This is a genomic window from Bremerella cremea, from assembly GCF_003335505.1.
In the GTDB taxonomy this organism is placed as follows: Bacteria; Planctomycetota; Planctomycetia; order Pirellulales; family Pirellulaceae; genus Bremerella; species Bremerella cremea_A.
The window spans coordinates 315,157-329,185 of the sequence record NZ_QPEX01000045.1 but is presented as its reverse complement, the minus strand read 5'-3'; the positions used below and the strand labels follow the sequence as shown (position 1 = coordinate 329,185).

The 14,029-nt window shown below is 52.9% G+C and carries 12 protein-coding genes; 8 read left to right on the top strand and 4 right to left on the bottom strand.

Translation table 11 applies throughout. From position 1 onward, the window contains the following. Positions 1 to 220 precede the first annotated feature (220 nt). Positions 221 to 814: a peroxiredoxin gene (locus DTL42_RS22140; RefSeq protein ID WP_114372290.1), complete on the bottom strand. Its 594-nt coding sequence runs from the start codon at positions 812 to 814 to the stop codon at positions 221 to 223. A gap of 233 nt (positions 815 to 1,047) precedes the next feature. Here DTL42_RS22140 and DTL42_RS22135 point away from each other — a divergent pair, with 233 nt between their 5' ends. Continuing rightward, positions 1,048 to 1,515, top strand: a complete 468-nt coding sequence (locus DTL42_RS22135; RefSeq protein ID WP_114372288.1) for a hypothetical protein — start codon at positions 1,048 to 1,050, stop codon at positions 1,513 to 1,515. An 8-nt stretch (positions 1,516 to 1,523) separates the two neighbouring features. Here DTL42_RS22135 and DTL42_RS22130 read toward each other — a convergent pair whose 3' ends face one another. Then, the gene (locus DTL42_RS22130) at positions 1,524 to 2,642 is read right to left on the bottom strand and encodes an ADP-ribosylation factor-directed GTPase activating protein isoform b (RefSeq protein WP_114372285.1); all 1,119 of its coding nucleotides are present in this window, start codon (positions 2,640 to 2,642) and stop codon (positions 1,524 to 1,526) included. A 309-nt stretch (positions 2,643 to 2,951) separates the two neighbouring features. Between DTL42_RS22130 and DTL42_RS22125 the strand changes: the two genes are divergently transcribed. The 5 genes from DTL42_RS22125 (at position 2,952) to DTL42_RS22105 (ending at position 8,025) form a co-directional block, all read left to right on the top strand. After that, positions 2,952 to 3,629 (top strand): zinc metallopeptidase, encoded by a 678-nt coding sequence (locus tag DTL42_RS22125; protein ID WP_114372283.1) that lies wholly within the window; start codon positions 2,952 to 2,954, stop codon positions 3,627 to 3,629. A 218-nt stretch (positions 3,630 to 3,847) separates the two neighbouring features. Next, on the top strand, positions 3,848 to 4,969 hold the full coding sequence (locus tag DTL42_RS22120) for a hypothetical protein (RefSeq protein WP_114372281.1): 1,122 nt from the start codon (positions 3,848 to 3,850) through the stop codon (positions 4,967 to 4,969). Between the two features lie 138 nt (positions 4,970 to 5,107). Next, positions 5,108 to 6,226, top strand: coding sequence for a leucine-rich repeat domain-containing protein (locus tag DTL42_RS22115; protein ID WP_114372279.1), 1,119 nt, complete (start codon positions 5,108 to 5,110; stop codon positions 6,224 to 6,226). Between the two features lie 179 nt (positions 6,227 to 6,405). Further along, positions 6,406 to 7,527 carry a leucine-rich repeat domain-containing protein gene (locus DTL42_RS22110; protein WP_114372277.1) on the top strand — a complete coding sequence of 374 codons (1,122 nt, stop codon included), beginning with the start codon at positions 6,406 to 6,408 and terminating at the stop codon, positions 7,525 to 7,527. Positions 7,528 to 7,536: 9 nt separating this feature from the next. Then, positions 7,537 to 8,025, top strand: a complete 489-nt coding sequence (locus DTL42_RS22105; protein WP_234824314.1) for an MEKHLA domain-containing protein — start codon at positions 7,537 to 7,539, stop codon at positions 8,023 to 8,025. 8 nt (positions 8,026 to 8,033) lie between these two features. On the opposite strand, the gene DTL42_RS22100 is transcribed toward DTL42_RS22105, so the two are convergent. Both DTL42_RS22100 and DTL42_RS22095 read right to left on the bottom strand, forming a co-directional pair. Then, positions 8,034 to 9,350 carry a hypothetical protein gene (locus tag DTL42_RS22100; protein WP_147274403.1) on the bottom strand — a complete coding sequence of 439 codons (1,317 nt, stop codon included), beginning with the start codon at positions 9,348 to 9,350 and terminating at the stop codon, positions 8,034 to 8,036. Positions 9,351 to 9,461: 111 nt separating this feature from the next. Next, positions 9,462 to 11,018, bottom strand: a complete 1,557-nt coding sequence (locus tag DTL42_RS22095; RefSeq protein ID WP_114372273.1) for a UxaA family hydrolase — start codon at positions 11,016 to 11,018, stop codon at positions 9,462 to 9,464. Positions 11,019 to 11,194: 176 nt separating this feature from the next. On the opposite strand from DTL42_RS22095, the gene DTL42_RS22090 reads away from it, so the two are divergent. Together DTL42_RS22090 and DTL42_RS22085 are read left to right on the top strand one after the other, a co-directional pair. Then, positions 11,195 to 12,280: a hypothetical protein gene (locus DTL42_RS22090; RefSeq protein ID WP_114372270.1), complete on the top strand. Its 1,086-nt coding sequence runs from the start codon at positions 11,195 to 11,197 to the stop codon at positions 12,278 to 12,280. Positions 12,281 to 12,497: 217 nt separating this feature from the next. Next, the gene (locus DTL42_RS22085; RefSeq protein ID WP_114372268.1) at positions 12,498 to 13,892 is read left to right on the top strand and encodes a leucine-rich repeat domain-containing protein; all 1,395 of its coding nucleotides are present in this window, start codon (positions 12,498 to 12,500) and stop codon (positions 13,890 to 13,892) included. Positions 13,893 to 14,029 lie beyond the last annotated feature (137 nt).

Here is a 14,029-nt window from a genome sequence, read left to right as displayed (position 1 = left end):
CCTGAAGACCCCTAGCTGCGTTGCCAGGGGATATGGGTGGGTTATTGTTTTGAGGCCGGCGTGTGGGAATGACCGGTTCAAATCACATTCTTATTATGGCAGAAGATCGGAGCAGGACGAAATCAGATTAGCGAAATTCCAACGATTTTCGGGGACGCGCAAAGGAAAAGCCCCTAACCTAGGCTAAGGGCTTATCGTTTAAGGGGCGGCCAGCTGCGATTTAGCTGGAGTATTCCGCTTCAAAGAATTCCTTCGAGGCGTCGGGTGAAGCCTTGATGCTGCGAGCGCCTTCTTTCCAGTTGGCTGGGCAAACTTCGCCGTTGGCTTCAAAGAACTGCAGCGCTTGAACCATGCGGAGGGCTTCCTCAACACTACGGCCCAGCGGCAGGTCGTTGACCACTTGATGACGGACCACACCATCTTTGTCGATGAGGAACAAGCCACGCAGGGCGATGCCACCTGGAAGCAAAACGTCGTAGTTCTTGGCAATGCTCTTGTCCAAGTCAGCGACCAATGGATACTTGATTTCGCCAATACCACCTTGGCTGCGGGGCGTTTGACGCCATGCCAAGTGCGAGAAGTGGCTATCGATCGAGCAGCCCAGAACCTGGACATTCAACTGCTTGAAGCTTTCAATGGCTTCCGAGAAAGCGATAATCTCGGTGGGGCACACGAATGTGAAGTCCAGCGGATAGAAGAACAGAAGAACGTACTTTCCCTGGTAGTCGGATAGGCTGATCTTCTTGAACGAACCGTCTTCCATCACAGCTTCGGCGGAAAAATCCGGAGCTGGCTGCGTAACTAAAACACTCATCAAAATCTCCCTGGTGTTGGGGTACGGCTGAAATTATGGTAGCTGAGGGCTGGTTTGAGTTGGGACCAACATTTATCGTGCCACGTTCCCCCAGCGCTCGCAAGGGGCGGTTGGTTGTCGGTCGCGCAACATCACCGTGTGGGAGAAGAAGCCAGCGGCAGAGTAACTTTCTGCATCAGACTTCCGGTGACATCCTAACCATTATTAACAAATTCTTGCCATAGGCAATAGTGATGAATGTAAAACTTTCGATAGCTTGTGCGACTGCCTGTCTCGTGGTCTTAGCCGGCTGCTCTTCCTCGGCGGATCCCCTGCAGGGAAAATGGCAAGGAACCGTCGAAGTCTCTGGAAAGCTCTCGCTGGATGATTTAATGGCCCTGTCCACCGAGAAGGCCGACGAAGCGGACGGGCCACCCCGAACTGAGGTGGCGGTGTTGACGCTTGAATTTCTCGGCGCGAATCAACTTCGCTTGAAGACAGAGCCAATGCCCAGCAAAAGTCCGTTTGGGCCTGACGAGCAGACAGCGAGTTATGAAGTCGTAGAGGCTTTGCCAGGCGAATATAGGCTTATGCTTGATGTAAAAGGCAAGCCGTATACCCTGCAATTTCGTTTCAGCGATCAAGAGAACATGACGCTGACGCAAGAAGCGGGCTCTCCGCATTTGTTGCCCATTAGTATGACACGGATGGATTCGGCGTAAGGCGAACGCTATGGGGCTGGATCTGTACGATCACCGAACGCACGTTCGCGGTACAGCGCCAAACCATGGGCAGCGTGATAGAGGGCTCCACATTCAAGCGAAACTTCTTCTGTGCGTTCAAACACTTCACACAAATAAGAAGCAGCCCGGCTGACCCATTCTTCCTGCAATTGTTCGTCACTTAGCGAGATTGCCAGGAACTCAAGCGTGTGCCCTGTAGTGCCCAGGTTTTCGGCTAAGTCGGGTGAACTGCCGGGGCGGGCAAAGTAGTTTGCGCTGAGGGATCCGTTAGGGTTTTGGAACTTCCGGGCGTTTTCAATGCTTTGCTGAATCAATTGCTCGGCGTCTGCCCAGGGGCCGTCGATGGGCAGGCCGGCTTGCTTACGGCGATTGAGTGCCATCGATAATCCAATCAGCCGGTGCGTTCCTCCGCAAGCTCCGTTGGCCAGGCCTTGCTCGACTTCGATCTGGGCCAAGTCCCCGATGCTCCATTGCTTGCCGGTCGAGTCGGTCCAGGTGTGATCCGTGGGAAAATATTTTGTCAGCCCAATGAGTGTCCAACTGAATTCACGCAGGTGATTGCGGGAAATGTCTAATTGAACCTGTTGGACAAAGTTGGTCATGGTGAAGGTATCGGGGCCCACAATGAATGTTGCATCCGGCGGAACATCACATTGAGAAAGGATCGCCAACCACTGATCGAAGTGCCCCTGCCCTGCTCGGGTGCCTGGCTCGGTGACGGCGCGCATGCCGAACTTTGGTTTTTCAGGGTCTTCCGATTGCAGCTTGTTGCCTCGCTCGATCGTCCAGCCGTTCATTTTGCCTCCCTGGCTGAGGTAGTCGACTACCGAGATCGACTCCCCTTCGTGGGTCACCGGGAACTGACGACCGTAAGCTAAGCTCCCATGCAAAATCTGCCAGGCAGCGTGATCTTGCGTGTTGAGATGCCGATGCTTTAGCGTAAAGTCGAGCACGCTGTCGATCCGCTGCTTGAGCGTCTCTGGCTCAATATTATCCGCAGCCGAGATCGGTAGCGCCGTTTGTGAAAGCTCAGGCGGAACAGGCCGGCAACTGACCAGGGAAAAAACAACCAAAAGTCCTACCAGGCGTTTCGAGAAATCGAACATGGAGAAATGCGAGTCAGCTTCGGAAGGCTATAGCGAATAATAGGAATGGGCCGCATGGATCCTCTAATTTAACCCAGAACCTGCCTCTGGCGATGGGTATTTAGATGTTTTAGGGGAGATAGTTCTGTTTGGCTCTAAGGGAGCAGAACTTGCCGCAATGGCCCTTTTGTTGCGCCGGCCTATAATTCCTTGCGGTCCACATTTTGCAGTTAGATAGTGGATCTATCTTGTTATCTGCCAAAATTGCAGACGGTTTGTTCCGCCAAAGAGCTACAAGTCAAAGAATTCCTAGTTTGGAGTTGAGATATTATGTTTTTCGATCCTTGGTACTTCATTTACATCGGGCCGGCATTTGTGCTGAGCATGATTGCGCAGTTGTGGCTGCGAAGTGCCTACGCGAAGGCAACTAAACAGGCGGCTCCTTTGTCTGGTGCTGCCGCAGCGCGACATATTCTCGATTCGGCAGGTCTACACAATGTTGCCATCGAGCGGAGCCCTGGTGGTGAGCTTTCCGACCATTATGATCCTAGGGACAAGGTGCTACGGCTAAGCCCGCACGTTTACGCGGAGCGGACCGCAGCTGCCGTGGGGATTGCCGCGCACGAAGCAGGGCATGCGATTCAAGATGCGAGAAATTATGCCCCGCTTATCATTCGTAACCTTGCTGTGCCGGCAGCTGGTATTGGTTCGAATATGGGGATGTTGCTGGCCATTTTGGGGATCGTGTTCAGCTATCAGCCGTTAGCCTACCTCGGAATTATTTTGTTCAGCTGCGTGGTTTTCTTTCAGGTGATCAACCTGCCGGTTGAATTCGATGCCAGTAATCGAGCGAAAGCAATTTTGGTCGATCTAAATATCGTTCCTCGTGAGGAGATGCCAGCTGTCCGTAATGTGCTTAACGCTGCAGCTTTGACCTATGTGGCGGCTACCCTTCAGGCCATTTTGACCCTGCTTTATCTGTTGATGCGGGCCAATCAGAGGGACTAGTTATAACGATTCGGGGGGCAACGCAAACGGTCGTTCCCCCCAATTAGAGCCTTGAGACACGCCAAGGCTTCAAGCAGACTGGTGACATGCCAGATGCTGATTACAACTCGGGCGAGCCACCACCGTTCTGGTTCTATGTTACTGGGTTCGTCCTTTTCGTCGTTCTGTTATTCGCCCTGCGTAGTTGCTGACGCAGGGTGAAAGCAAGGATTCTGTTAATGTTTTTGCGTGCTGTGATTTCGCTAGGGGCCCTGCTGCTTTGTGCGGGATGGGCTGGCGCGGAATACGGAGACAAAGATCCCTACGAACTGAGTTCCGCGATCAAGGTCTTGGAAGCGAATGGGGGCAAAGTGCATCGTAACGGTCTCGTGCAGATCGATATCGTCGTGCCGGGGCTGGGCCAAGCCGATCATGTGACCAAAGAGCGATTGCCGGAAACTTACACCCTGAACGTAATGGGAATGAAGTCATCGCCTGAGAATCTAGAAGCGATGATTGTGCTGCCGGAAGTCGACAGCTTGTATCTTGGGGCAGAATTCAAGCGAACCGAGGCGGCTTGGGATACCCTCAACAAGTTCGGCGAGTTGAAGAATCTCTATATCATCGACGACCTGACCGATGCGGATTTCCCTCGCTTAGCCCAGTTTCAAGGGCTTAATCTTTTGGCGATTCGCTTAGGAAAGTTTTCGCCAGAGAGTTTGTGGTACTTAGAGTCGATGCACGAGTTGGAATCATTGTCGCTAACGATCGAGCGACCGCTGAAAGAAAGCTACATGCCAAGCCTGCCCCAGATTCCTAATCTGCGGCACTTGGAACTTGCGATCTTATCTGACCAGCACGTACCTCTGACAGGCATCGAAAACTTGGCATCGTCCCTGACTTCGCTCGAGGTGAACGCCAAGAGCCAGCCGGTGGGGCGGCTATGTGCGATCGGGCAACTCTCTCGCCTAGAACGCTTAAATCTTTCGGGGGTCGATTTCACCGCGGACGGCCTGTGCATGTTTGCAAAGCTAGATCAGCTACAGCATTTGACAATGTTTCAATGCGTGTTGCCCTCGACCGGTGAGGATAACCTCGCCCAGCTGCATAATCTCCAGCGGATCGATTTGAATGACGTTCCCCTCACCGACGCAATGTTGATCCAGCTTGCCAAGTTGCCGCATCTTACACATTTGTATGTGCGAAATGCGAAATTGACCGATGCTTGTTTGGCAGAGATTGCACGTTCTGACAGCCTAAAAATGATTCGATTCAGCGGAACGGAAGTGACTGTCCAAGGGGCAAAATGGCTTCAGGAAGAATGCCCCGACATGAACTTTATACTGGCTGATGGCCTGTAATTCGCTGAGCTGAGCGATGGCGAGGCACTGCGTGGTCATCGATTGGTGGCGAGATTTATTCGCATCTTTTTCGCTCATGGCGTACCATAGAGACTGCTTGGCACCAATCGGATTCTGGGCGCTCGCAGGGCTTCTACCATGATGAACACATTCACCCTTCCAGGGTACTGTTGCTTTTTTAGCGTGCTGTTTGCGGTACCGCTTTTGCAAGCGGAAGAGCGAAAGTACGAGTCGCCCGAGATACGCCAAGCGATTCTGCACTTGCAAGGGAACGGGGCGCGGGTTCATTTCAATATGCCGCGGACTGGGGCATTTCGTCCTGCCAACGCCCAGCGAGAGAAAGAGTATTCGGTTCCCTATACCGTGAATTTGTACGAGATGAAGGCCACCGCCGAGAATCTCTCGGCTCTGTTGGTATTGCCTCAGGTGGAGCGGCTTTACCTCTCGAATGAATTCGACCGGAGCGATAGGACATGGAAGACGCTTTCCCAGTTCGGTGAACTGCAACACTTGTCGATCATGGATAGCTTGAAGAACGAAGATATCGAGCACATTGCCGAGTTCTCGAATTTGCAGTCGTTGGAAATTCGCCTTGGAGATGTCGATTCGTCGTACCTCTGGTATCTGGAGGAGCTGAGAAACTTACAACGCTTGTCGATTCATGTCGATGGAGACGACGAAGCCTCGTTTACTTCGTTGCCGAACATGCCGAAGCTGAGTCAGTTGATCTTGCATCTGCATGGGACGAAACCGGTCTCTTTGGACGGCATTGAAAATCTGAAAGAATTACGATCGCTCAACGTCAATGCTCGCGCGATCCAGGGAAGTGAACTTAAAGGGATCGCGAAGCTATCTCATCTGCAACTGTTGACGCTTGCAAATGCCGAGTTTGCCGCGAGCGATTTGGAGATGATGTTTCAACAGCTCAAGGGCTTAGAGTATCTCAATTTCACGAACTGCAAGTTGGGAACAAACGATCTGTCAGCCCTTAAAAACCTCTCCAAGCTGCAGAGGTTGCAGGTCTACAACACGCCAATCGACGACGATTCGCTGGCAACGTTGGTCGATTTGCCTGAGTTGAACTACATGTACGTTCGCGGCTCAGACATTACCGACGATGGTTTAAAGCATCTGGCGAAGATGCCCAAGTTAAATCGAGTTTACTTGTACCATACGAAAGTAACGCCCGAAGGGGTGAAGTGGATCAACGAGCAGCGTCCTAAGATGAAGGTCTCGGCGCCGGTTCAAAATAATTAACGCGCTTTGCGGTTTATTTTCTCAGAATTCTCGCACTCTCAACGCGAATCGCCTACGATAAAAGTCGCTTCCTGATCGCGGGCATGGATCTGCGTGAGCAGAGTTTGCCCATGGATTGAAGTGTTCTCTTCTGACTACTGCCATAAGTAACTTGGCCACGCTCTTGCAAGGACTCGACCGTGAATTGCTTTCGTTCGTTGTTTCGCTGGGTGTTCTTGGCTGGCTGCCTGAGCGTGATCGGTTTTCTCCCTCCGCTGGCGCGGGCCGATGGTCAGCAATATGAATCTCCAGAAATCAAGCAGGCGATTGAGTATCTGCGGAAGCAAGGAGCCACGGTCAACTTCTACTCGACAACTCTAGGACGAATCGGAGATCCTTTCCGGATCAAACAAGAGGTCACTTATTACATCAATATTCATTCGATGGTTCCCAACCCTGAGAATCTCGCCGCGTTGTTGGTGGTGCCTAAGGTTGATCGCTTGTCGGTAGGTCCGAATTTCAAACGAGATCAGTTGGCATGGAACACTCTGGCTCAGTTAAGCGAGATTACCACGCTTTCTATCTCGGGGGATTTACAGGAATACGATCTACCTAACATTGCTCGCTTCTCGAACTTAAAAACGCTGACGCTGCAGCAAGCCAATAATTTGAATCCCGAAGACCTGTGGTACCTGGAAGAACTGACTTCCTTGAAACGCGTGTCCCTCTCGCTCGACGAAGACGGCGCACCGTACTTCGATTACTTGGCCAGGGTGCCGCATCTAGAGGATGTCTCTCTTTCCCTTTCTAGAGACAAGCCCGTTTCTTTAGCGGGCATACAAAAACTCGAGCATCTCGTTTCGCTCAGCATCGATGCCCAAGACGTTCCCGGGACCGACCTGCAAGAGGTCGGACAGCTATCCCAATTGACGTCGTTGAATCTGTTGCGAACTTTTCTCCGGCCGGAAGAAATGGAAATCTTTCGCGGGTTGAACAAGGTGACCTACCTCAACCTCTATCGCTGCCACTTCAAAGACAACCCGGTGGATGCCTTCGAGGGGATGACGTCGCTAGAACGAATTCAGCTTTCAAGCAACGACATGACCGATGCCGTCTTCTTACCACTTAGCAAGCTCCCCAAGATTCGCTATATGTATGTTCGTGGATCAAAAATCACGGACGAAGGACTAGCTCATTTGCATAAGGCCAAGTCGCTACGCATGATCCAGCTAAGTTCAACCGATATCACACAGGCCGGTGTCGACGCGCTTGCCAAAGCGCTGCCTACCCTGCAAGTGATCGCCCCTCTTAATAAGCAATAAGATTTTTTCGTGAACCAGCAGTACCCCGATGCGGCTCCTTGGATGAATCATGGTTGGCCGGAACTCTTGCCGATTCTTCTCGACTCTTTTCAGCATCGACTTGGCCAGCAACTGGTGCCCCGCAGTGGTGACCCTGCGTTAGATGCCAGGCGAGTTTATGAGGCCCCCTTTGTTGTCGTTTCGCACAACAATGCTGCCGACCCAATCTTGACGTTCGGCAACCAGACGGCTTTGCAACTGTGGGAGATGGATGCCGAGTCTTTCTTGCAGACGCCTTCCCGCCTGACTGCCGAACCAATGCACCGCGACGAACGTGCCCAACTGCTTGAGCGAACCACGCGCGATGGGTATGTCGATGACTATCGAGGCATTCGTATTTCTGCTTCTGGGCGGCGATTTCAAATCGAACAAGCGATTGTCTGGAACCTACATGACCAAGCCGGCAAGTACGTAGGCCAAGCCGCCACGTTCAATCATTGGACGTTTCTGGGGAAGTGATTCCCTGATTAGGAACCGGCAGCCTCGCGAGAATTTTCGTGCTGGCCGCCTTTCAGGACCTTACCCATACACCAAAGAAAGATGCCGCCAAAAGCAAACAGGATTGCGGCGGCGATGATGCCAACGTTTAGGTAAGGCACGCATGTCAGCACAATATAAAAGATCAGGCCAAAGCCGAGCATTACGATCAACGCCCAACGCGAGGTCATCCTTTGATCGGAAAAAACAACACACCCCAGCGTAATGCAGGTAACCACCGCCGCGCCGAACACAAAATAGAACGCCACGCTTCCCAGGTAGAGCACGGCGGCTAATGAGGCGATAAGCGAACCAGCGACGGCAAGGCCATCGAAGTGCAACCAGCCGAAGGCCATCGGAACGGCCACAATCAAAGCAAGCACGATCGCTGACAAAACTACCGCAAGTGGTACGGCGATTAGGCCAGCTAGAAAGCTCGCAATCGGGCGTTGAAGAATTTGTTCGACAATACCCCCGGTTGTGTGAGGGCAAACCACGATCATCAGCACCCCCATGGCCAAGATCGTCAGAAAGCGTTTCACTTGCTGCCAGAAGTAGTTCAAGTTTTCGTTTTCTGGCTTCAGCGGAGGCTCCGGCTCGATCCATTCGATGGGGCCGGTGATATTCGCCTGGGGAGCGATGTTGGCTTCCTCTGGCGAATGGTAGATCAACTTGCTGCCGATCGTGGCCCCTGCGTCAATGGTTAACCCTGGTTTGACTTGCGGTATCGAAACTAACGGCGTCCCCGGCCAAAATTGACCGAGCGGCTGCCAGTCTGGCGTGTGACTACTTGCGGTCGTAATGCTGAGTTCCTGCTTAACTTGGCCTAGCAGTTCCGCACGATTCACGGCAGCCCAAACGTCTTGCTCGATCTCACCCTTTAACATCGCTTGAAAGCCGGCATAAATCAGGTCGCCTGAGATAACCGCGTCTTGCTTGATCTCTAAGCTATAGGCTGCCACAACTAAGTCGCCCCCAAGTTGGGCCCCGGCCCCGACCTCAGCGGCCTGGCAAGCGATGCGGCATGTGCGTGCGCATTCCCCTTCCAGCAGAACTTGCTGTGCAGCCGCGAAGACTCCTCCTTCAATCTGACCGGTGACATGAAGTGCCTGACTGAAAACGACAAGGTCCCCTTTCACCGTTCCTGCAACGTTAACCGATTGGGCTGAGATGTAGAGATCGCCTTCCCAGATTTCGTCGGCAGCGACGGTGACTTCACGCCCGCTCAGAAACTCTGCGGCACTGATTTCTGAAAACGAAACAAGCATGGACAGAAAACTGGCAATCAGCACAAGCAGAATACGCAAGGGGCAACTTTCTGGAAAGGAAAATTGAAAAAGCGAGACCGACGCTGGCGAGGATGCCGCCCCCGGCATCGTAGATCGCCGCTGAGGAAATTGCAAAGCAACCAGCCGAGCTTACAGCGTGGGGCCAACCAGCCAAGGCACGAACTCTTCGTCGCCGATATTCTGCTGTTCGCTCTTGGTTGGCTTGCCGCTGGCAACCGCGAGGATTTCCTCGAAAATGCGTTCGCCGGCGGAAGTGATCGATTCCCCTTCGAGAACGCTGCCGGCATTTATGTCCATGTCAGGCAGCATGCGATCGTACATCGGGGTGTTCGTGGCGATCTTGATCGAAGGGGTTGGCTTGCAACCGAAACAGCTTCCTCGCCCGGTCGTAAAGCAAACCACGTTCGCTCCACCAGCCACCATGCCGGTGACACTGGCTGGGTCGTAGCCTGGCGTATCCATAAAGACCAGGCCCTTGGCTTCTACCGGTTCGGCATATTGATAAACATCAACCAAAGCCGTGCTGCCCGCTTTCGCGACCGCCCCTAAGGACTTCTCTGCGATAGTGGTCAAGCCGCCCGCTTTGTTCCCTGGCGATGGATTGTTATCTAGCTGCGCACCGAACAGCGAGACGTAATGCTTCCACCACTCGATCCTTTCCACCAGTTTATCGGCGACCTGAGGGCTGACGGCACGTCGGGTGAGTAAGTGCTCGGCTCCGTAGACTTCGGAAGTTTCGCTCAGAATTGCGGTTCCGCCGCAAGCGACAATTCGGTCGCTGGCAATTCCAAGTGCCGGGTTGGCGGTAACTCCTGAGTTACCATCGCTTCCGCCACATTCGAGCCCTACGCATAAATGACTGGCCGAAACCGTTTGTCGGCGAACATCGTTGACCTGGGGAAGCATCTGAGAAACCTGCGCGATGCCAGCTTCGACGGTCTTCAACGTGCCACCCATGTCTTGCATCGAAAGGACGAGCGGGCCTGGTCGGTCTGGCCCCCCTACCCCTTCGATCTGCACCAGATTTTGTTCCTGCAGCAAGTAACCCATCGCCCCCGTTTCGCAGCCCAGGCCAACCAGAAGAAAGCCACCCACATTGGGATGCCTGGCGATACCGGCCATCAAGCGATTAAGCGTATGATGGGCGTCCCCTTGGTACTGCATGGCGCAGCCCGCCTCGTGCTTGAAAGCGATCACTCCATCGATGTTGGGGTATTTCGCCAATTCTTCCGGCGGAAATCGCTGGGCAATGAACTTCGCGACACTGGCCGAGCAGTTCACCGTGCTGATTACGGCCAGATAGTTCCGCGTGCCGACCTTGCCGTTGGCTCGTACGTAGCCTTCAAAGGTCCGATCGGTAATGGGGGCCGGAGGATCGGGAATCTGAGAACAAGCGGCATAATCGGCGTGGACATCGACGATTGCCAAGTTGTGGCTATGGACGTGCTCGCCCGGCCGGGTATCGCTGGTTGCCTGGCCGATGATCTGCCCATATTTTTTAACCGCCTCGCCACGTTTAATGGGGCGAACTGAGATTTTATGGCCAGCTGGAACAGGATCTAGGGCCGCGAAATCGGCACCCCCGCAGGTCAAGGGCGTGCCTGCGGCGATATTAGTGCGGGCGACCGCGACGTTGTCCGAGGCGTCCAGCACGACGAGTTGGGCAGAAATTTGCTCGTCTGCCATACCATTTACCTTATAATTGAAAACGACGATCTGGATGTGACGACAGCCGATCGCCGATCGGGATATGCAGAAATTGTTGTGATTTCAGCGATTAACGCTGACACCCGCATGGTATCGGATTCGCTGCCGTGCGGAAATCGGCCCTTGGCCCCCCGCCTCCTTTGAAGGAACCCTTGATGTTCTTACTGCAATTCAAGATTCGATTGCTAATCGCAGGGGTGGTTCTTGGTTTGTGCGGCGGAAACCTTACCGGTTTACTAGCTGATGATCGCAATTACGAATCCCCCGAGATCCGGCGGGCAGTTGAGTTGCTGCAAAAAAATGGGGCCCACGTCGATTTCTACGAGAATTACGAAGAGCAGACGACCTATTACGTCAATCTCTACGGTACTCGCGCGAACGACGAAAATCTTCAGGCGTTGCTGTCTTTGCCACGTGTCGAGCGGTTATGGCTAGGGGCAGGCTTTGAGTTGAGCCCGCGAACTTGGAACGTTTTGACTCAATTAAGCGAACTCGAGCATTTGCATGTTTTCGGAAAAGCAACCGACGAAGACCTGATGCAAATTGCTCGCTTCTCCAATTTGATTTCGTTGCAACTCGATGGCAAACAGTTTACGCCGGTGGGGTTGTGGTACCTGGAAGAACTCACCCATCTCGAACAACTCTCGATTAAGGTCGATGCCGACTCTGGCGACTATTTCAGTTACTTGGCGCGGTTGCCGAAGTTGTCGCAATTGTCGATTTACGACGACAACGCCCAAGATGTCTCGTTAAACGGAATCGAAAACCTGCGCGAGCTGCATACCTTATCGATCAGCCTGGGTAATATTCCTGGTCGTACGCTGCAATCACTAGCCAGCTTATCCAAGCTAAAAACGCTTACCCTATCCAACGCCACGTTCCAGTCCGCAGACATGCAGCTGTTTCGTAAGCTTAGCGGGGTAGAGCATTTAAATCTGCATAACTGCGAATTTCCGGCGGATAACTTCGATGCTTTCGAAGGGCTGGAAAAAGTACAGCATGTGGCCATTTCCAAATCGAACCTAATCGACGCCGCGATGCTTCCGCTGAGCAAACTAAAGTCGCTGAATTACCTTTATCTTCACCTCACGCCGATCACGGATAAAGGACTAGAGAACCTACGCGACGCCCAACGGTTGGAAACTTTGCATCTGCGTAATACCGACGTCACCCAGGCAGGCATCGATTGGTTAAGCGAGAAGTTGCCCAACCTGCGAATCATTGCCCCGCTCGGTAATTGAGTGAATGATCCTTCGCGATGCGTTTGGGGGTTCGGTGTGCCAACTTTTTTGAGCAGTAACGAAGAGGTTCGCCGAAATCTGACGGTAAAGCACCTTCCGATATTGAACTTTCCCTGCTTCTGACGTTCAATGAGTTACTACATCTGGGGAATGTACAAGGACGGACAAATCGGGAAATGTTACATCGGTCGTTCCCGATCGGTCAGGAGGGTTTTCAATGCGGCACAGTTATCTTGCTTTCGTGACGGTTCTGGCTTCTCTGAGCGTGGTTGGCATGGCTGTCGCTCAGCCTCCTGGAATGCCGCCGATTCCTGCTGGCATCGGCGGTGCCGTCGATCCAGAATTGGATCGGATTGTCAACACGTTGGAACAAGGAGGTTGCCTGTTCGGTTATGGCGCTTCGCTTTCCGACGAGATTGTCAATTGGCCAGAGTACGGCTGCATTCGAGTGGATGGAGCGAAAATGCAAGACTCGCACTGGGAGTTGTTGCTGCAGCTTCCGTCGGTGAAATTGCTGGCCCTACACAACACCCCCTCTGCCGGCAAAGTACGAAATTGCTTGCGTCAGCTTTCGCAGTTGTCTGAATTGCAACTTGATAAAAGCTTAGACGACAGCGGCATGTCTACGGTGGCTGAAATTCCCAGCCTTCAAGCGATACGTATTGCCGAAACCAAGGTATCTGACCATGGCATTTGGTACTTGGAAGAACTGCAAAACCTCGAGCATATCGAGCTAGAGACGCTGCCGGTTACCCAACAAAGCTTTCATTACCTCAAGCGTCTCCCGCGATTGTCGACACTCAAGGTCTCGGATGCCGATTTAAGCGGGCCGTGGTATTTGCAGCAGGGTGACTTTCCGAATCTCGATAAGCTCTCGCTGCAAGGGGAAAAGATAAATGACGAAGTCGCCAGCCAGGTTTCGCAAATAACAAGCCTGATTGCCATCCGCTTTGAAGGAACGAAATTGTCGATGACCGGGTTGGCTCAACTAGCCGCCATGCCCAATGTGGAAGAGCTATCCGTGGCCAAATCAACATTTGCGGATGCTCCTTGCTCGATGCCTAGCCCGGCTTCCAAGTTGCAAAACTTAGATCTCAGCAATACAATGGCTGGCGATCAATTTCTTACTTCAGTCAGCAACTTCCCTCAGTTGGAAACGCTTGATCTTTCGTTTGCTAAGCCAACCGATCGTGGCCTCTCGCAGTTGAAGTCGCTTAATCAACTGCACGTACTGCGGTTGAATAATACCGATGTCACCAATAGCGGTATTGCGGAACTCGGTTGTTTGCCTGGTCTACGCGAGATTCACCTCAACGATACCAAGCTCGACGGAGATGTGCTCGATCATTTGGCCAAGATCAAGACATTAGAGTGGATCGACCTAAGCAATACGCAGGTTTCCGGCGAAAAGCTTACCAAGTTAGCGACGCTCCCCAACCTGCGGGGCGTGGCCCTCTTCAACACCCCCATCAGCTCAAGCGATTTGCCTTACCTGCGAAAGCTGGCCCGGATCGACGAAGTTTACGTTGACGGTAGCCAACTCTCGATTGCCGAACAGCAGCAGCTGCGCGAGTTCTTTGCCACCGCCAAAACCTTGCCGCTGCAACGGTAGTGTTTTTTGCCTATTTGAGGGGGATTGCCGGCCAGGTGTCGCAGACCTCGAATCGTACCGATTATCTCGGTAAAAACTCCCAGTAAACGGGCTAGAATGCCCAAATTACTGCAAAAAGGCTGCCTTCTGGGAATCGT